General features: G+C 69.9%; 15 protein-coding genes and 1 pseudogene. 7 read left to right on the plus strand and 9 right to left on the minus strand.

From position 1 onward, the window contains the following. Positions 1–168 precede the first annotated feature (168 nt). Together OG568_RS24160 and OG568_RS24165 are read left to right on the plus strand one after the other, a co-directional pair. A complete protein-coding gene (locus tag OG568_RS24160; protein WP_329533068.1) occupies positions 169–1,716 on the plus strand; it encodes a DUF4041 domain-containing protein in 1,548 nt (515 codons plus the stop codon). 31 nt (positions 1,717–1,747) lie between these two features. Continuing rightward, the gene (locus tag OG568_RS24165) at positions 1,748–2,641 is read left to right on the plus strand and encodes a phosphorothioated DNA-binding restriction endonuclease (RefSeq protein WP_329533069.1); all 894 of its coding nucleotides are present in this window, start codon (positions 1,748–1,750) and stop codon (positions 2,639–2,641) included. Positions 2,642–2,823: 182 nt separating this feature from the next. On the opposite strand, the gene OG568_RS24170 is transcribed toward OG568_RS24165, so the two are convergent. Next, positions 2,824–3,129 carry a hypothetical protein gene (locus OG568_RS24170; RefSeq protein ID WP_329533070.1) on the minus strand — a complete coding sequence of 102 codons (306 nt, stop codon included), beginning with the start codon at positions 3,127–3,129 and terminating at the stop codon, positions 2,824–2,826. Positions 3,130–3,570: 441 nt separating this feature from the next. Here OG568_RS24170 and OG568_RS24175 point away from each other — a divergent pair. Next, positions 3,571–3,722: pseudogene (locus tag OG568_RS24175) on the plus strand (IS3-like element ISRhosp5 family transposase); the annotation flags it as partial. A 105-nt stretch (positions 3,723–3,827) separates the two neighbouring features. Here OG568_RS24175 and OG568_RS24180 read toward each other — a convergent pair. The 5 genes from OG568_RS24180 to OG568_RS24200 all read right to left on the minus strand — a co-directional run bounded on the left by OG568_RS24180 (position 3,828) and on the right by OG568_RS24200 (position 9,332). Then, positions 3,828–4,433 (minus strand): hypothetical protein, encoded by a 606-nt coding sequence (locus OG568_RS24180; protein WP_329533071.1) that lies wholly within the window; start codon positions 4,431–4,433, stop codon positions 3,828–3,830. Further along, positions 4,430–5,005 (minus strand): RNA polymerase sigma factor, encoded by a 576-nt coding sequence (locus tag OG568_RS24185; protein ID WP_329536430.1) that lies wholly within the window; start codon positions 5,003–5,005, stop codon positions 4,430–4,432. The genes OG568_RS24180 and OG568_RS24185 overlap by 4 nt, the downstream gene beginning before the upstream one ends. A gap of 374 nt (positions 5,006–5,379) precedes the next feature. Next, positions 5,380–7,374, minus strand: a complete 1,995-nt coding sequence (locus tag OG568_RS24190; RefSeq protein ID WP_329533072.1) for an Ig-like domain repeat protein — start codon at positions 7,372–7,374, stop codon at positions 5,380–5,382. Positions 7,375–7,728: 354 nt separating this feature from the next. Continuing rightward, positions 7,729–8,760: a hypothetical protein gene (locus tag OG568_RS24195; protein ID WP_329533073.1), complete on the minus strand. Its 1,032-nt coding sequence runs from the start codon at positions 8,758–8,760 to the stop codon at positions 7,729–7,731. Positions 8,761–8,804: 44 nt separating this feature from the next. Continuing rightward, positions 8,805–9,332: a hypothetical protein gene (locus OG568_RS24200; protein ID WP_329533074.1), complete on the minus strand. Its 528-nt coding sequence runs from the start codon at positions 9,330–9,332 to the stop codon at positions 8,805–8,807. 528 nt (positions 9,333–9,860) lie between these two features. Between OG568_RS24200 and OG568_RS24205 the strand changes: the two genes are divergently transcribed. From OG568_RS24205 to OG568_RS24215, 3 genes are all read left to right on the plus strand, one after another. After that, complete coding sequence (locus tag OG568_RS24205) at positions 9,861–9,995, plus strand: hypothetical protein (protein WP_329533075.1); 135 nt, start codon at positions 9,861–9,863, stop codon at positions 9,993–9,995. A 111-nt stretch (positions 9,996–10,106) separates the two neighbouring features. Continuing rightward, the gene (locus tag OG568_RS24210) at positions 10,107–12,062 is read left to right on the plus strand and encodes an NAD-binding protein (RefSeq protein WP_329536431.1); all 1,956 of its coding nucleotides are present in this window, start codon (positions 10,107–10,109) and stop codon (positions 12,060–12,062) included. Between the two features lie 378 nt (positions 12,063–12,440). Continuing rightward, positions 12,441–13,652, plus strand: a complete 1,212-nt coding sequence (locus OG568_RS24215) for an IS110 family transposase (protein ID WP_329533076.1) — start codon at positions 12,441–12,443, stop codon at positions 13,650–13,652. A 27-nt stretch (positions 13,653–13,679) separates the two neighbouring features. On the opposite strand, the gene OG568_RS24220 is transcribed toward OG568_RS24215, so the two are convergent. Next, complete coding sequence (locus OG568_RS24220; protein ID WP_329536432.1) at positions 13,680–14,087, minus strand: hypothetical protein; 408 nt, start codon at positions 14,085–14,087, stop codon at positions 13,680–13,682. 158 nt (positions 14,088–14,245) lie between these two features. After that, complete coding sequence (locus OG568_RS24225) at positions 14,246–16,093, minus strand: S9 family peptidase (RefSeq protein ID WP_329533077.1); 1,848 nt, start codon at positions 16,091–16,093, stop codon at positions 14,246–14,248. Positions 16,094–16,225: 132 nt separating this feature from the next. Here OG568_RS24225 and OG568_RS24230 point away from each other — a divergent pair, with 132 nt between their 5' ends. After that, complete coding sequence (locus OG568_RS24230; RefSeq protein WP_329533078.1) at positions 16,226–17,068, plus strand: SURF1 family protein; 843 nt, start codon at positions 16,226–16,228, stop codon at positions 17,066–17,068. Between the two features lie 6 nt (positions 17,069–17,074). Here the strand turns inward: OG568_RS24230 and OG568_RS24235 are convergent, their stop codons facing one another. After that, complete coding sequence (locus OG568_RS24235; RefSeq protein WP_329533079.1) at positions 17,075–18,154, minus strand: hypothetical protein; 1,080 nt, start codon at positions 18,152–18,154, stop codon at positions 17,075–17,077. Positions 18,155–18,165 lie beyond the last annotated feature (11 nt).

Here is an 18,165-nt window from a genome sequence, read left to right on the forward strand (position 1 = left end):
TCACTCTACGTTTGCCGGGAATATCCGGCGCCCTGTGTGCTGGGGAGCCTCAGGGGCGAGGGGTGGGGAATGAGTACTTACCGTTTCAATCCGCCGCCGGGTTGGCCTGTGCCACCTGCGGGATGGATGCCGCCGCCGGACTGGCGGCCCGACCCCTCGTGGCCCCCGATGCCGGAGGGATGGCAGTTGTGGGTCCCGGAGGCCGGATCCACCTCCGACACCCTCGCCGTCGGCCCTGCCGCAGGAGCCTCCGCGGCGCCGGACGCAGCCGCTCCCGGGAGCACGACCGCGGTGCCGGCGCCTCGGAAGGGCGGGCTGTTCGGGCGGCGTCGTGCGGATGCCGTGTCCGAGGCCGAAGAACTGCGGGCATGGATCGCAAGGACACAGGGGCTGGATGCCGCGCGGGTCGCGGGCCTCGTACGGCAGGTCGAGGCGGAGGCCGCCGCGCTGCGTGAGAAGGCGTCCGCCGAAGCCGCCGAGGAGGCCGAGGGGATCCTCAAGGACGCACGCGAGACGGCGAAGGAGATCCTCGCCGACGCGCGCCGGACGGCGAAGGAGACCGAGCGGGTCCGCAAGGAGGCCGACCGGCACCGCAAGGACGTCTTCGATGCCGAGCGGCGGCTTGCCGAGCTGCAGGGCCGGATCGTCAACGCCGACGAGACCGCCATGCTGCAGGAGGCCGGGATCTATGCCTACCGGCATGCGCTGCATGACGCGATCGCCTACCGCAGCCGGCTCGACACGTTGCAGAACGAGATCAAGGCGCTCGCCCGTGCGGGCCGCGCCGTACAGGCGGCCACGGACTGGACGGTCAACGGCTCCAAGCGCGAGGGCCAGAAGATGGTCCGCGACTTCTCCAAGCTCATGCTGCGCGCCTACAACGCCGAAGCCGACTACGCCGTGCGGTCCATGCGGCCGCACCGGCTGGACTCCCTCGTGGACCGGCTCTTCAAGAGCCGCGAGACGATCGCCAGGCTGGGCGCCACCATGCACATCCGGATCACCGACGACTACCACAACGCGCGCGTACGGGAGTTGGAACTCACCGCCGACTTCCTGCAGAAGAAGGAAGAGGAGAAGGAGGCCCAGCGCGAGGTGCGCGCCCGGGAGCGTGAGGAGGCGGCGGTCCAGCGGGAACTCGACCGGCAGCGCGAGAAGCTGAACAAGGAACTCGGTCACTATCAGTCAGCACTTGACCGCCTGCGCGAGCGCGGTGACGAGGCGGGTGCGGCGGAGATGCAGGCCAAACTGGCCGAGATCGAGAACGCTCTGCAGGACGTCGAGTCCCGCGCGGCGAACGTCCGCGCCGGCTATGTGTACGTCATCTCGAACATCGGCGCCTTCGGCGATCGTATGGTGAAGATCGGAATGACGCGTCGACTCGAACCTTTGGAGCGTGTCTACGAGTTGAGTGGCGCGGCCGTGCCCTTCCGCTTCGACGTGCACGCGCTGATCTTCAGCAAGGACGCGGTCGGCCTGGAGACGGAACTCCACCGGCAGTTCGCCTCGCAGCGGGTCAACCAGGTCAACAGCCGGAAGGAGTTCTTCTATGCCACCCCGTCGGAGGTGCGCGATGCGCTGCAACGGTTCGCCGGACAGCATCTGATCGAGTTCACCGAGGAACCCCAGGCGCTGGAATGGCGGGCCGGCAAGCGGATGAGCGAAGCCGGTGCACCCGTCGCAGGCGCAGGAGGAGTTGCAGCCCGGACAGCATGATGTACGGCGAAGCATCACTACGATCACCGTCATGGATTGGCTGGAGCGTGCCGCGAAGCTGAGGCAGTGGAGCCGGGACGGGGTGCGGGCGCCGCACAAGCCGTTGCTGTTGCTGTACGCGCTGGGCCGTTTTCAGGCGGATGCCGCGGAAGAGTTGCCGTACAGCGCGGTGGAGGCGGATCTGAAGCAACTGCTGGTGGAGTACGGTCCGTCGCGTGGGACCACGCCCGCCTATCCCTTCCACCACCTGGTCAGCGACGGGGTGTGGGAAGTGCGGACCGAGCACGGCGTCGGCAGCCCAGGCACCGGGGTGCGGGAACTACGGGCAAGCCGGGCCACCGGGCGGCTGGCACCGGACCTTCAGCTGGCGCTCCGGCGGGAACTGTCGCTGCTGGGCCGCACGGCAAGGGTGCTGCTGGATCTGCACTTCCCGGCGTCGCTGCACCAGGACCTGTGCGACGCTGTGGGCCTGGAACTGGAAATGGCGGAGACCGACGCTCTGGCGGCGCCTGAGAGGCGCCGGCGGGACCGGCGGATGCGGGAGATGGTGCTGACCGCGTACGAGTACCAGTGCGCCTTCTGCGGCTACGACGGCATGATCGGCACCGCGCCCGTCGGGCTGGAGGCCGCGCACGTACGCTGGTGGGCGTACGACGGCCCGGACGACGTCGACAACGGACTGTGCCTGTGCTCTCTGCACCACAAGCTCTTCGACAAGGGCGTCCTCGGCATAGGCGACGGCCATCGGATCCTGGTCTCGCAGCAATTCATCGGCCGCAGCCAGGCTGCCCGCGAGCATGTCACAGCACTCGCGGGCCGTCCGCTCATAGGCCCTCGACCCGGCACCCGGCCCATCGCGGAGGCCCACCGCTCCTGGCACACCAGCCAGGTCTTCCACGGCAGCCCACGCCCCACCGCCGCCTGACCCGGTGTTCAATGCGGGATTTCAAGGGGCTGGGCGCACCAGGCGCACCAGGCATCCCTGATCGCTCCTCATGCTGCTCTCAACGCGTGCGTGTGTGTGTGACCCGGTTCGTCGTAGCGCGTCGAGGACACGGCGACGAACTCGTCGTTGCGGCTGGACAGCAGGGCGGCCCTCTCGGCGGTTCAGCAGGATGCCGAGCGGGTCGGTGACGACCTTCTCAAGGTCGCGTACGGCAGCGTCCCCCCGCCGAGTCGGCTCCGCCGGTTCTGGCCGCCTTCACCGTCGATGTCGCCGAGGGCTCCCCCGCGGCGTACGCGCAGCGGGTACGTCACGTCCTCTCGGCCGCGCTCCATCTGGCCCGTACGGCGGAGTTCGACGACGCGGATCTGCCGGCCGACGAATTCCCGGACTGGTTCACGGCGATCAGTGCCCGGGACGGTGAGGCACACGAGGAATTCGCCCGGGACGGCCGCACCGCGTACACGCACCGGAGCGGTGGAAATCCCTGGTCCCTGCAGAACTGGATCTACCGGTTCGACCCGGACGAGGATTCTCGGGGCTGGGAGTTCTGGGACGTCGTCCCGCTCGGCCCGTCGCAGGTCCACGTCTGGGTCGACAGTTGGGGCGAATCCTTCTTCGGATCCCTCGACCTGCTGTGGCTGCTGTACACGGCCGGTACCGCACACGCCGAGGGGCCGGAGATCCGCGAGGCGAGCACGTGGGCGTCCGAGGCGCGCGGTCGGTGACGGACGCGGAGCACGGTCGCGTCGTACGAGCCGCCCACACCGATTCAACGATCTCTCCGTATCAGGCGTATCCGCAGGAGGTCGCCGAACCGGCGCTGCGCGCCCGACGTGAGTCATCAAGCCGTCAGTGGCCCACTCCACACCTCCCGCCACGCTGTGCGAGTCCGCGGGTGGCACGCCGCTGTGGCCTCCGACGATGTGCTGAAAGAGGAGAACAAGCAGATCAGGGCCCGGATCAGGGAGCTGGAGACGGAGCGGGAGATCCTGCGGAGGGTCGCGAAGTACTTCGTCGGCGAGACCAACTGGTGGGCCGTTTCCCGTTCGTTGAGGATCATCGCGGCGCGAACACGGTCATCACAACAGAAGCGCTGCCTTCCCGAACCGGCCCGAGCCCACCGCGGCCGTCGGTGGGCTCGGATCGTCCGTGCAGCTGGTTTCCGTTACTTCCCGAATGCCTGGCGGAACTCGTCGACGATCTCGTCCGAGGCCCCGTTCGCGCCGCACACGGGGACGACGCCGTTCTCGGCGGCCACGATGTAGCGCTCACCTTCCGAGAACGTCAGCGCCTCCGGCCGGCTCGCGTCGCTGTCGAGCACGACCGTCTCCGTGTCGCCGCCCTTCAACCAGTAGTCGACGCGGAAGGTGACCGTGGAACCCTTGATGGAGGTGACCGTTCCCACGAAGAGGGTCGGGTACCCACGCAGGGTGTCGGGACTGGGTGTCACACACTTCTGGCTGCCGAAGCCGCTGTGGGTGGTGAGTGTCAGTGGGCCGGTCGAGGCCGAGTGCCCGTTGTCATTGTTCGCCATCACGCCTCCGGCGATGCCGCCGCCGAGCAGAAGCAGACCGGCAGCCGCCGCGAGTCCGAGGAGCTGACGGCGGCTCCGTCGCGCAGCGGTCTTCACGGGGACCGTATTGCCGGTCTGGAGCGCGGTGTCGGTGGTCAAGATGTCCTCCACAAGTCGGTCGATGTCGGGCAGCGGAGCATGTGGGGTCAGCGCCGGGTCCGCGGACTTCAGCCGGGCCAGCAACTCGTCGTCATTCACTGACCGCTCCTTCCTTCATCTCTCTTGTGTCCGGACGGTTCGTCATGCTTTCGCCTCAACTGTTCGGCGAGTTTCCTTTTCGCCCGGTGCAGCCGGATGCTCACGGCGTTGGACGTCAGCCCGGTCGCCTCCGCGATCTGCCGGGGCGCCAGCCCCTCCCACGCCCACAGCCGCACCACCTCACGGTCCAGCGCCCCGAGGGCGGCGAGCGCGGCGTGCAGATCGCTGTGGTCGGCGACCCCGGCCGGCTGCTGCTCCTGCGTCCGGATCAACCGCTCCACCAGCCGGAGCCGGCGCCCGTCGGCACGGCGGGCATTCGCCAGGCAGCCCCGCGCCACCCCGTAGCACCACGGCAGCACGTCATCGGGGTCGGGCAGGGAACCTGGCGCCGACCCCAAGCCGGGGACGTCGTCAATACGGCGCCACAGCACCAGCATCGCTTCCGCCAGGATGTCGTCGACCATGTCGGCGCTCGTCCGTCGCAGCAGATACCGGTGCAACGGTTCCACCACCACGTGCGCCAGTCTTTCGAAGCGCGCCCGCTGCCTCTGGCGCGACTCCTCTTCCGTCATGGATTCCACAACCCGTCCTGTTCGGCACCGGCCGGATCCTTTCAGGCGAGGGCTTACGGACACTGATGGTCGTTTCCCGCGATGGTCACGGCCTCTTCGACGCCGTCACGGGAGAGAAGATCGCCCGGGACCGCGACCCCGATCCGGACGAGGACACTCCCGACGCACAGATCCTGTCCGGCGTGCCCGCGCTGGACCGGCTCACCGATCTCCAAGTCTTGGACGACGACGCGTTTGAAACCCTCGGGGGCCCGACCGTCGCCCGGTGCCGGCGGTCCTGTGCTTCCTCGGCGTGGCGAATGCGGAAGGCGCGGGTCTGCTTCAGCAGCAGACCCGCGCCCGTCACGTCAGTCTTCGGTAAGGAGTACCGGACGTCAGCTGGTGAAGATGAGGTACTTCCAGGTCCCGTACGTCGTCGAGTTCACGTTGTCGCCCGACTTCGTGTCGACGTACGACGACCGGATCCGGAAGCGGACGCCCGTCGGCGGGGTGCCCGTGAGCTCGAGCGTGTCCTTGCCGCCCGAGCCGAGTACGAGGTACTCGGAGTGCGTGGTGCGCCAGGCACCCTGGTAGTAGCCCTGCATCTCCACCTTGTACTTGCGGCCCGGGTACGCCGTCATCGTCGTGTCGTAGACCGGGTCCTTGGACTTGTGGAAGTAGCGGTACGTCTGGCTCCACGCCGTCTTGCTCGTGTAGTAGCCGCTGAGCGCGGTCGACACCTTGACCTGCGCGCCGACCGTGGTGGTGGCCGTCGCGGGCGCGTACCGGGTGTCGCCGGTGAACTTGGCGGTGAGCTTGGTGTCGCGGGTCACGGAGAGAGTGACGGACACGTTGCCGGAGGAGTCCACCGTGCCGGACTTGACCAGCTTCTCGGGCTTGTCGGCACCGTAGGGGTTGGCGTAGATCGCGACGGTGCGGTTCTTGTACGTCGTCCCCAGGTGCGCCGTGAACTTCACCGCGCTGTTGTACGCGTACACCTTGCCGTTGTTGTTGAGCGTCACCGTGGTCGCCGTGCGGGTGACGTTCACCGCGCTCGTGGCGGTGGCACCCGCGTGGTACTCGTCGCCCGCGTAGGTGACCGTGTACGTGACCTTGCCGCCGGCCGGCGGGGTGTCGGCGAAGGTGTACGAGCCGTCGGCACCGACCGTCGCCTTGCCGAGCGCCTTGCCGGCCGGGGACTCGTCGTCGGTGCGGGTGACGGAGACCGTGGTGCCGGACGGGAGCACGGTGTCCGACGTCAGTTTGCCCGTGACGGTGAGGGACTTGGCGCGCGTGGCGGTGGCCGGGGCCGTCGCCACGAGGGTGGTGCCCGCCTTGGTCGGGTCGTCGAGAACCCGCAGCGAGTACACATTCGAGTCGTTGTACGACACCGCGAACAGCTTGCTGGCGTCCGGCGCCCAGGCGAGACCCGAGGCCGCGAGGGTGTCGGAGCCGCTGCTGCCGCCGGTGTTCGGGAAGTCGTACTGCCGTACCGGCTCGGAGACGCCCGGCTCGAAGATGTGGACGTCGGGGTCGTACCAGGAGAAGGTGCCCGCGGCGACGGCGCCGTTCGGGGCGATGTCGACCGCGTTCGGGTAGGGGTTGGTGGCGTAGCTCCCGTCCTCCGACAGGTCCGAGAGCTTGAACACCTCCTGCTTGTAGGGGGCGCCGCTGGCCGTGACGACGTCCTTGCCGTCCGGAGTGACGGCGAGGTCGGTGAGGTTGCTGCTGCTGCCCGGATCCCAGGCGTACGCGGTGCGGTTCGCCGAGCCCGACGACACGTCGAACACGGCGAGTTCGACCGGGCTCTGCCCAGGGGCACCCGCCACGATGGTGCCCGGGGCGCCGGCCGAGGAGCCGAGGATCGGGGCGTCGTTCCAGGTACGGGTGGTGTCCTGGTGGAGGGCCACGACCGGGTCGCTGCCGCTCAGGTCGAGCGAGCCGATGTTGCCGCTGCCGGCGCCGCGGTAGCCGAACCAGAGCTTGCCGCCGGCGAGGGCCGGATACTCGGGCTGGGTGCCGTCGCCCGTCGGGTAGCGATGGGCCTCGGTGGCGGTCGCCGTGTCGATGGCGACGATCGCGTCGGCGTCCTCGACGGCCGCGTACAGGGTGCCGGAGTCGGCGGACAGTTCCAGGCCGCGGACGCCGGGCAGCGAGTCGACGGTGCCGACGACCGTGCCGCTGTAGTCGGTTGCGACGACCTTTCCGCTGGTCGGGTCGCTGATGAAGACCCGCTGGTGGACGCCGTCCACGACGACGTCGCCGGTCGACTTGACCGGCAGGGTGGTGCTGGAGTCGGCCAGCGCGGGCGCGGCCGAGGTGACCGCGAGCGCGGCCGAGCTGAAGAGGACCGCGAGCGCCGTCGCGGCTGGGAGAGTGCGTATGCGCACGGTGGTTTCGAACCCCCCGGAACGAAAAGAGCCCCTGTTGTTGAACTGGGGAAGTAACCGGAGCCTAGGTCACGCCAGTGACAGCAGAGGCAAACGGGGGTCAACGGTGATCAAAGAAGTGGGCGAGATTCGGCCATTCCGCTTACGTATCCGCTGAGACCGCTTCACGTATCCGCTGGGACCGCTTCACGTATCCGCTGGGACAGGCCACGCCCAACGCCGTCGTCAGCGCCTCATACGCCGGAGGGCGCCTGGGAGCAGGCCGGGAGCCGACCCGCTCCCCGCGGGGCCCCGTCTGTCCCCGGGGCGCGGATCAAAGGTCGACGACGTTGCGCCCGCAGGGTCCGTTCCGCATCAGGGCTCGTTGCCTCCGGCTCCTCGCCGATGAGAACGGATCATCGCGAGCGTCCCCAAAATCAGGAGGATCAGACCCGCCGCTGCTGAGATGAGACTCCAGTTCAGCGGGCTTTGCCGATCACGACCTGAAAGGACTGCCTCGGTCATGCCTGGCCCCTTCGGGAAGGTGATGCGAGCGCCTTGCGTCACCTCCAACAGCCCGCTTTTCAGCTTGAGGGAGACGTCCCATGGGCCGTCCGTGACCTGATCGGTCACGATGACGTTCACCGACGCGGATTGGCCGGGCGCCAAGCTCTTTCCGGAGTCGACCAGGTAGGGCCCGGCATGGATGCTTCCGGATACCTGGGACATCTTCATCGTGCCGGTGAGATCCAGAGCGCGGCCACCGGTGTTGTGGACCTTGGCGTGTACGACGGCGCGCCCACTGGCATCACGTTCAGCCGTCATGTTGTCCACCGTGAATCGGGCACGCGGCGGATTGTCGCCGCCCACTGCGAGGTAGAGCCGGATTCCGGTGCGGCTGACCAAGGTGATGCCGCTGCCCAGGTCGCGACCGCTGACCTGCGCCCACACCACGCCGTATCGCTCGCCGGGGGCGGCATCCTCCGGAATGGCGATGGTCACGGTGTCACGGACTCTGGAGTGAGCGGGGATGTCCAGGCTCAGCTGACTGGGCTTGACCCAGGAGGTGAGCTCGTTACCGGTGCTTCCGGCAGCGCCGACGAAGGAACCCCGGCGGATGTCGGCGGCGCCGGGGTAGACCGCGACATGCAAGGAGTCGTCCGACTTGTTCGACACCTCGATACGCCGCTTCACGGTGACACCGGGTCTCAGGCTGTCGACGATGTACTGCCTGGCCCGTGGGTCTTTGACGAGGTCGGCGGGGACATCGACGAGCCGAATGCCCACCGCGTCCGGGGGGTTCGGTCGCTGTACCGGATCCGATACGAGGGATGTGGCCGAAGCGGTGCTGGTGGCCAAGGCAAACGCCGTGGCCACCAGCACCGCGAGGGAAGAGAACCTGGGCACAGGGCTTTACGGTTTCCTTTTTTGCGGTACGGACGTACGAGGTCTCAGGCGACGGAGTGGGTGATCGTCGAGCTGTACGTGCCCGCCAGCGCGTTCCCGGGGATGGTGAGATGGATCGTCGGGTTCCAGGTGGCCGAGTTGATACCGCTCACGCCGGTGGCCACCTGGACGGGGCCGGGGGGATAGAGCGGGGTCAAGTCGCTCGAAGTGACGTTCGCGGTGCCGCTGACCGAGGCCGCCGGTGTGATGTAACTGCTGGTGCCCTGGGCGGATACGGAGATGTTCTGGGGGCCGGTGAAGTCCACTGCGCTGGCCGTGGCGGTCCAGCCCGCGGTGCCGCCTCGACCGTCTGTCACCGTGACGTTGCCCAGCTGGCTGGAGACCTGTTGCGGACTGCCGCTGACGGCGACGGTGCCGAGGTTCACGGGCCCCGACGGGACGCTGATGTCGAGCGTGCCTGACGAGACCTGGACGGTCACCGGCGTATCCGCCGCCGAAGCCGGCATCGGGGCTGCCAGTACTGCCACCGCCGCTCCGGCAATCAAGGGGCTGATGACGCTACGAATTCTCATGGGTGCGACCTCACTTGGCGACCGGGGGAGGTTGGGGCGGCACGGCAGGGGCCGATGCGCAATTGCACGCTAAGGGAGCATGATCAAGAAGTGTCCGGAACTCCATTGCGTGGAGGCTCAATCCACTCGTACGGCCGCGCTGGGGCCACCGACGCGGTCATGGCGACGATCACCACCGAGGGCGGTCCCGGCATCCGTCGCTGACGTCGACGCCGCCGGACAGAGACGTACACGAGCATCCCTTGACCAGGGTCAACACCGGTTCGCCGCAGTCGTCTCGGCCTCGAGGTCGGCGTGGTCAGGGGTGGCACTCCGCACTGGCATTCCGCGATGGCCTGCCGGACCGTCAACCATCCTCTGGAACGATAGGCATATGCTCGACAGGGAGGGTCGATCCGCTGGACCGAGCCTCGGCCTACGGGACTCGTACGACGCTGATCGGTGCCGCCGCGTCGCGGCCCTGCACGCTGGTCGTCTGCCCTGGGTGCGCGGCGCCGGGGTGCGCGGGCGACCTGGATCGGGTTCGCGATGGGGGACGACTGCACCGAGGAGCCGGTGAGTTGGGCGTCCGCCGACGGGCCGGGGATCGCCGAACCGCCGGTCGCGCCGGAGTTGCGGTTCGTCCGGCCGCCGCGTGAGGCACGGGCCCGTACGCGTCGCTGAGGCGGTGGCGGCGTACCACCGCCCTCTGGAACCACACATCCCGGTGCGGCACTCTTCTCCCTCGTGGCGACCCTTCCGTATCAAAGCCCGTCGACCGACACGACCGCGCACATGGTGGTGGCCGGGGACGACGCCCTGGCGCACCGGCTGGCCGCCGAACTGCGTGGTGTGTACGGCGAGCGGGTGACCCTCGTCGTACCGCCCACCCAGCGCAGTGTTCGGCCGCCGGTGGTCGGGCGGGCGCGGGCCTCGACACTGTTCGACCGAATGTCCGCGGCGGTGAACCGGGCGGCGGGCAACGGGGAGGGGCCACAGGGGCCGCCCAACCGGACGGCCGAACCCGCCGGTGCCGAGCGGGTGTTGGAAGCCACCGAACTCACCGAGGCCGTACTCGCCGAGGCCGGTGTGGAACGGGCCGCCGCCCTCGCGCTCGTCCATGACGACGACGAGACCAACATCCGGGCCGCGCTCACCGCGCGCCGCCTCAATCCGCGGCTGCGGCTCGTCATACGGCTCTACAACCGGCGCCTCGGGCAGCACATCGAGGAACTCCTCGATCAGGCCTCGGCGTTGGCCATGGCGGTGACCGATGGCGAGGGAACCGGTGGCGGGGGGAGCGGGGGGCCTGGCTTCGATGCGTCCACCACCGTGTTGTCCGATGCCGACACCGCCGCTCCCGCGCTCGCCGCGACCGCCGTCGCCGGAACCAGCAAGGTCGTCCAGACCGACGGGTTGATGCTGCGGGCGGTGGAGCGGCCGCCGCCGGGGCCCGGCGAGGTCGCCGATCCCGGGCTGTGCACGCTCGCGCTGCTGTCCGCCACCACCAACGATCCCGCCGGCGCGGACGGTTCCGAGAGCAGCGGGCCGCAAGGGCCTCGACTGCTGCCCGACGAGCGGGCCGTGGCCGCGGCCACCGGGCGCGGGACCGTCGCCCTGGAGACGGTGTCGTACGCCGCGTCCGCGCCGTCCGCCGGGCGCAGCGTCGTGCCCTTCGGCTCGCTGCTGTCGCGGCGGTTGCGCTGGTCGTTCGCCGGGCTGGTGGGGTGTGTGGTCGGGCTGGCGGTCGCTTCGATGGTCGTCACCGGGGAGCCACCGCTGCGGGCGACCTATCTGACCTTGCTCGATCTCTTCGCCATCAACAACCCCGCGATCGGGCAGCCCCTCGGGCGGCAGATCCTTCAGCTCTTCTCCGGGCTCGTCGGGTTGTTGCTGCTGCCTGTGCTGCTCGCGGCGGTGCTGGAGGCGCTCGGTACGTTCCGGAGCGGGTCCGCGTTGCGCAAGCCGCCGCGGGGGCTGTCCGGGCATGTGGTGCTGCTCGGGGTCGGGAAGATCGGGACGCGCGTGCTGGCGCGCCTGCGTGAGCTGCAGATTCCGGTGGTGTGCGTCGAGGCCGATCCGGAGGCGCGGGGGCTGGCGCTGGCGCGGCGGTTGCGGGTGCCGGTGGTGTTGGGCGATGTGACGCAGGAAGGTGTGCTGGAGGCCGCGAAGATTCATCGGGCGCATGCGTTGCTCGCGCTGACCAGCGCGGACACGACGAACCTGGAAGCCGCGCTGTACGCCCGCACCGTGCGGCCCGATCTGCGGGTCGTGCTGCGGTTGTACGACGACGACTTCGCCACCGCCGTGTACCGGACCCTGCGGGCCGCGCATCCGCAGGCGCTGACCCGGAGTCGTAGCGTGTCGCATCTCGCCGCGCCCGCGTTCGCCGGGGCGATGATGGGGCGGCAGATCCTCGGGGCGATTCCGGTGGAGCGGCGGGTGTTGCTGTTCGCGGCGATCGTGGTGGGTGGGCATCCGCAGTTGGAGGGGCGGACTGTGGGGGAGGCGTTTCGGGCGGGGGCGTGGCGGGTGCTCGCGCTGGATACGGCTGCGTCGGGGGGACGGCGGGGTGGTGACGCGGTGTCCGCCGTGGGGGGCGGTGGGAGTGAGCGGGGTGGGTCCGGGCTGGTCTGGGATCTTCCCTCGACGTATGTGCTTCGGGCGGAGGATCGGGTGGTGTTGGCTGCGACTCGGAGGGGGCTGGCGGAGTTGTTGGGGAGGCGGCGACGGGAGTCGGCGGGCACGTAGGTTTTTGGTCTCGGGGGCGGTTCGGGTTCGGGGAGTGGCGCGGGGAGTGGGGTGGGGGGATTTTCTTCGCCCCCGCCGCCCCTACCCGTCCCATCCCTCTGGGGCTCCGCCCCAGCCCCGTTATGTTTTTCGCGGTCCTGCAAGAGGGCCGCTGGCCTCCGGGCCCGGTATGACTTTTGCCCCCTGTCGAAGGCATGACCTGGGGGGTGGTGTCGCCGGGCCTGGGAGGTGCCGTCGGAGACGCTGATGAGAGGTCCGGCCACCGCCCGGTCCGGCGCAATGCCGGACAGCTCGCGGGCGGCAGGTCTGCATAACGTGGATGCGCGCGTACGACACCACCGCCGAGGCCGGCACGTTCAACACCCTGGGAAGGGCGCGATGTTCGACCCCGAAGACGTGGGCGTGTTCCTCGGCCTGGACGTCGGCAAGAGTGCTCATCACGGCCACGGGCTCACCCCGGCCGGGAAGAAGGTCCTCGACAAGCAGCTGCCCAACAGCGAGCCGAAGCTGCGGGCCGTCTTCGACAAGCTCAAGGCCAAGTTCGGCACCGTCCTGGTGATCGTGGACCAGCCCGCCTCCATCGGCGCCCTCCCGCTCACCGTGGCCCGGGACGCGGGCTGCAAGGTCGCCTACCTGCCCGGACTGGCCATGCGCCGGATCGCCGACCTCTACCCGGGCGAGGCCAAGACCGACGCGAAGGATGCCGCGGTCATCGCGGACGCCGCCCGCACCCTGCCGCACACCCTGCGCTCGCTGGAACTCACCGACGAGATCACCGCCGAACTGACCGTGCTCGTGGGCTTCGACCAGGACCTTGCCGCCGAGGCCACCCGCACTTCCAACCGGATACGCGGCCTGCTCACCCAGTTCCACCCGTCGCTGGAACGCGTCCTGGGCCCGCGTCTGGACCACCAGGCCGTCACCTGGCTGCTGGAGCGCTACGGCTCCCCGACCGCCCTGCGCAAAGCCGGCCGCCGCAGGCTCGTCGAGCTCATCCGGCCCAAGGCCCCGCGCATGGCCGCCCGGCTGATCGACGACGTCTTCGACGCGTTGGACGAACAGACCGTCGTGGTCCCGGGGACCGGCACCCTCGACATCGTCGTGCCCTCCCTGGCCCGCTCGCTCGCCGCGGTCCACGAACAACGCCGGGCCCTGGAAGCCCAGATCAACGCCCTGCTGGAGGCACACCCTCTTTCCCCGGTCCTGACATCGATGCCCGGCGTCGGCGTCAGGACCGCCGCCGTCCTGCTGGTCACCGTCGGCGACGGCACCAGCTTCCCCACCGCAGCCCACCTCGCCTCCTACGCCGGACTTGCCCCGACCACGAAGTCGTCGGGCACCTCGATCCACGGCGAACACGCACCACGAGGCGGAAACCGGCAGCTCAAACGCGCCATGTTCCTCTCCGCCTTCGCCTGCATGAACGCCGATCCCGCCTCCCGCACCTACTACGACCGATGCCGGGCCCGCGGAAAGACCCACACCCAAGCCCTCCTCCGCCTCGCCCGCCAACGCATCAGCGTCCTGTTCGCCATGCTCCGCGACGGCACCTTCTACGAACCCCGCGTCCCCCAGGCGACGGCTGCATGAACCAGTCCACAGGAAGGCTGACGCAGATCAACACCATGGGTCGTCTGCCCATGCCGAGATATCTGCGGCCCCCCGACGGACAGCTTCTTCCGGGTCCCGGGCGAGCTTCCCGCAGGCCGCTGCGACGTCCGGCACACCGCCCGGTCCCACGAGCGCGTCATGCACCCCGGTCTGCAGCCACTCGGCCTGGTTGTCGTCAGCCTCGGCAACCGCGAGAGCGATAAGCCTTATGGCGGCCACCGTCCCCACCCGGGTCAAAGCCTCTGCCGTCTGCCGGGTCACCGCCGTGTCCTCGACGTCCAGCAGCAGCCCCACCAACGCTTCCGCAGCCTCAGAAACATCAGCGAAGGAAGCAAGGTCACGCCCGGCACGAACACGCTGGGTCCACGAAGGAGACGACGCCTCAGCCAAGGCTGCCTCCAACCCACTCGTCATCTCTGGCACGACCAGACAGTCTCACGCCCCACAGAGAAGATCGAACCCCGGGCAGAGGCTGCCCAGACGCTTGACGAAGAACATAGAGGCACCCCCCCGCCAAGGGGCTCCGCAGGGCTGCGCCGCTGCGCGCAGCCGAAAGTCGCTCTCCGTCCCGCCTACTGGGGCAGGTGTCTGTTTGCGAAGTCGAGTTCCAGTTTTACCTGTTTGATGCGTTCGTCCACGACCAGGGAGCCGTGGCCCGCGTCGTAGCGGTAGACCTCGTGGATGGCGCTGCGGGCGGTGAGGCGGTCCACGTAGTTGTCGATCTGGCGGATGGGGCAGCGGGGGTCGTTGACGCCGGCCGAGATGTAGACGGGGGCCTTGACCGCGTCGACGTAGGTGAGGGGGGAGGACGCCTCGAAGCGTTCGGGGACCTCCTCGGGGGTGCCGCCGAGGAGGGTGCGGTCCATCGCCTTCAGGGCTTCCATCTCGTCGTGGTACGCCGTCACGTAGTCGGCGACCGGGACGGCGGCGATGCCGAGGGTCCACGCCTCCGGTTGCGTGCCGAGGCCGAGGAGGGTGAGGTAGCCGCCCCAGGAGCCGCCGGTGAGGATCAGGCGGGTGGGGTCGGCGAGGCCGGACGTCACCGCCCATTCCCGGACCGCCGCGATGTCCTCCAGCTCGATCAGGCCGACTCGGTGTTTGAGGGCGTCCGTCCACTCACGGCCGTAGCCCGTGGAGCCTCGGTAGTTGATCCGGACCACCGCGTACCCGTGGTCCACCCAGGCCGCCGGGCCCGCCGCGAAGGAGTCGCTGTCGTGCCAGGTCGGGCCGCCGTGGATGTCGAAGACCGTGGGCAGGGGGCCCGTCGTGCCCGCCGGCTTCTGGATGAGGGCGTGGATGCGGCCGCCGGGGCCCTCCACCCACACGTCCTCCACCGGGACCGAGCCCGGGGACTTCAGGCCGGGGGGATCGAGGACGATCTCGCCCGTCGTCGAGCGGACCACGGACGGCTCGGCCGCCGAGGACCACAGGTACTCCACGGTTCCGTCGGGGCGGGCCGTCGCCCCGGAGACCGTGCCCTGCGGGGTCGGCACCTGGACCAGCTCGCGGGTCGCCAGGTCGTAGCGCCACAGGTCGCTTCGGGCCTCGAAGCTGTGGGCGATGAGAAGGGCCGAACCGTCGGGATACCACTCGGCCGCCACGTCGCCGGGGAGGTCCAGGGCGAGGTCCGTCTCCTCCCCCGTCACCACGTCCCACACCAGGGGCTCCCAACGGCCGCGCCTCTGATGGCCGATGAGGAGGCGGGTGTCGCCGTCGACGGGGGCGAAGCCGAGCACTTCCAGGCCCAGCTCGACCGTGCCGTCCTTGGTGTCGTCGAGCTCGGCGACCGTCGAGCCGTCCGGGCGCAGCACCCGCAGCGCCGAGTGCATCGCGTCGCCGTGCTCGGTGTGCTCGACGGCGATCAGCGAGCCGTCGTGCGAGAGGTCGCCGACGCCCGCCGACTCCCGGTGGCGGTAGATCTCCACCGGCTCCTCACCGGAGCGAGCCACGTGGATCGTCGAGCCGTCCTCGTCCGTGGAGCGGCCCACGACCGCGGTACGGCCGTCCCTGCCGATGGCCAGGCCGCCGGGGTAGGAAGGCTCCAGACCCGGAGCGGCGGGTTCGTCGGCACGGTCGACGGAGTCCACCGTGTCCGTGGCCTCGGGGGCGGTGAAGCGCCGGCGGCGCCAGATGCCGAACTCGTCCCCGTCCTTGTCGTCGAACCACCAGATCCACTCGCCGTCCGGGGAGAGCACCCCGTCCGTCGTACCGTTCACCCGGTTCGTGACCTGGCGCTGCTCCCCCGTCGCGCGGTCCCACGCGTACAGCTCGTACGTCCCCGTCGCGTTGGAGACGAACAGCGCGCGGTGCGGGGCGTCCTCCGCCCAGTCGGGCAGCGACACCCGCGGCGCCCTGAAGCGCTTCTCCCAGTCGGGCATGGCTGCCTGCTGCTGCTCGATGGACCCGTTGCTCTCAGTCATGGCCCCATAGTGCCTGGCCCGACCGGCCCCGCGTCGGCGAGGCCCCCAGCCTGTGGATAACTTCCCCGACCCGCGCCCCCGGAAAGGGCCCCGAAGCCGAGTCCGGTGCGGCGGCACCGTACCTTTGAAGTCGTGTACCGGTTCCTGCTGACGCCCCGCTGGTGGGGGATCAACGTCTTCGTGCTGTTGGCCATCCCCTTCTGCATCTTCATGGGGTCGTGGCAGTTGAGCCGGTTCGAGGCGCGGGTGCAGGACCACCGCGCGGCCGGTGAGCAGATCACCGCGGCCAGGACGGAGGCGGCCCGTCCGCTCGACCGGCTGCTGCCCGTGAGCACGGAGACGTCCGGAAAGCAGGCCACCGCGACCGGCCGGTACGGCAAGCAGCTCCTCGTACCGGGCCGCGAGCTCGACGGCAGGCACGGGTTCTACGTACTGACACTGCTGCGCGTCGACGGCGTCGGCGGCAAGGCACTGCCCGTCGTGCGGGGCTGGCTGCCCGGAGACGCCGACCCGGCGAAGGCGCCGCCCGCCCCGACCGGTGAGGTCACCGTCACGGGCGCGCTCCAGGCGTCCGAGAGTCCGGGGTCGGACGGCGTCACCGCCGCCGGAGGTCTGCCCGCCGGACAGACCGGCGCGATCAGCTCGGCGTCACTGGTGAACCTGGTGCCGTACAAGGTGTACGACGCCTGGATCACCCTCACGAAGGCCGACGGCGGGATGCGCGCGGTGCCCGCGAGCGCGCCGCAGGGCACCGGCCTGGACCTGAAGGCGTTCCAGAACCTCGGTTACACCGGTGAGTGGTTCGTCTTCGCGGGCTTCGTGGTCTTCATGTGGTTCCGGCTGCTGCGCCGCGAGGCGGAGTTCGCGCGGGACGCGGAGCTGGGTCTCGTCCCGGATCATGACGAAGAAGAAGCCACGGTCGCCGAAGCCGCCGCCGACGCCCCTCAGGACGTCGACAGCGTTCCCGTCCGGTAGGACGCCTCAGGACGCCGACAGCATCCCCGTCCGGTAGACCGTCCCGGCGCACGCGTTGGGCACGGTCGTCGAGGCCGTGGCCGAGCCCGTCCCCGCCGTGTAGGACACGGAGACGCTGCCGTCGGCCACGCCACCGTCCTCCGTCATGAGCTGGGTCGAGGTACCCGTGCCACCGGCGTCCCCGACGGTGCCGCCGGGGGTGGCACTCTCCGTGGCGGTCGGGGTCGGGGTCGGCTGTCCGCCGATGGTCGGACAGGTCTCCGAGGGCACCCAGGCGAACTTGACGACGTACGAGGTACTCGGCTTCAGCACCACCGAGGCGACCTCCGTGGAGGGGTCGGGCAGCCCGGTGGCCGCGTCGCCCGCCACATGCGTCGCCACGCTGATCTTGGCCGAGTCCGCGGCGCCCTGCGCGAGGAAGCCGACCGTGCCCGCGCCGCTGACGGTGCAGCTGGTGGCGGAGATGTTCGAGAGAGTGAAGGAGCCGTAGACCGCGCCGGTGGCGTCCGGGGAGCCGACGGTGCTGGTGGCCCCGCCGAGCTGGGCCGGCCCACACGGGGGCGCGATCACGGCCGAGGCCGATGGATCGGGGCCGCCGGTGGCCGAGCCGGTGCTCGTCCCCTTGCCCTTGTCGGGCTTGCCGGGCTTGCCGCCCTTGTCCGTGCCCTTGGAGGTGCCGGAGGTGCCACCCGCGGAGCTCTCGCCGCCGTCGGGGTCCTTGCCCTGGCTGGTGCCGCCCTGGGCCTGGGAGCTGTTGCCCGCTATGGACGGGTCGGCGTTCGCCCCGGAGGCGTTCGAGACGTGCACGAGGGCGGGGACGGCGGTGCCGATGAAGAGCGCGGCGGCGGCCATACCGACGATGGCCTGACGCTTGCGGGCCCGTCGTGCGGGGACCGCGCGACGAAGGTGCTCCAGCGTGCCGTCGGTGGGTTCGATCTCCTCGACGGCCTGGTGCAGCAGCCGCCGCAGTGCCAGCTCGTCCGAGCCGAATGCGTCGGCGCCCAGTGCGTCGGGGCCCAGCGCGTCCGGGCCCAGCGCGTCCGGGCCCTGGGGGTGGGGGCCGTTTGCGTCGGGTCCGTGGTTCACAGTTCCGTTCC

It is taken from the genome of Streptomyces sp. NBC_01450, assembly GCF_036227505.1.
Classification (GTDB): Bacteria; Actinomycetota; Actinomycetes; order Streptomycetales; family Streptomycetaceae; genus Streptomyces.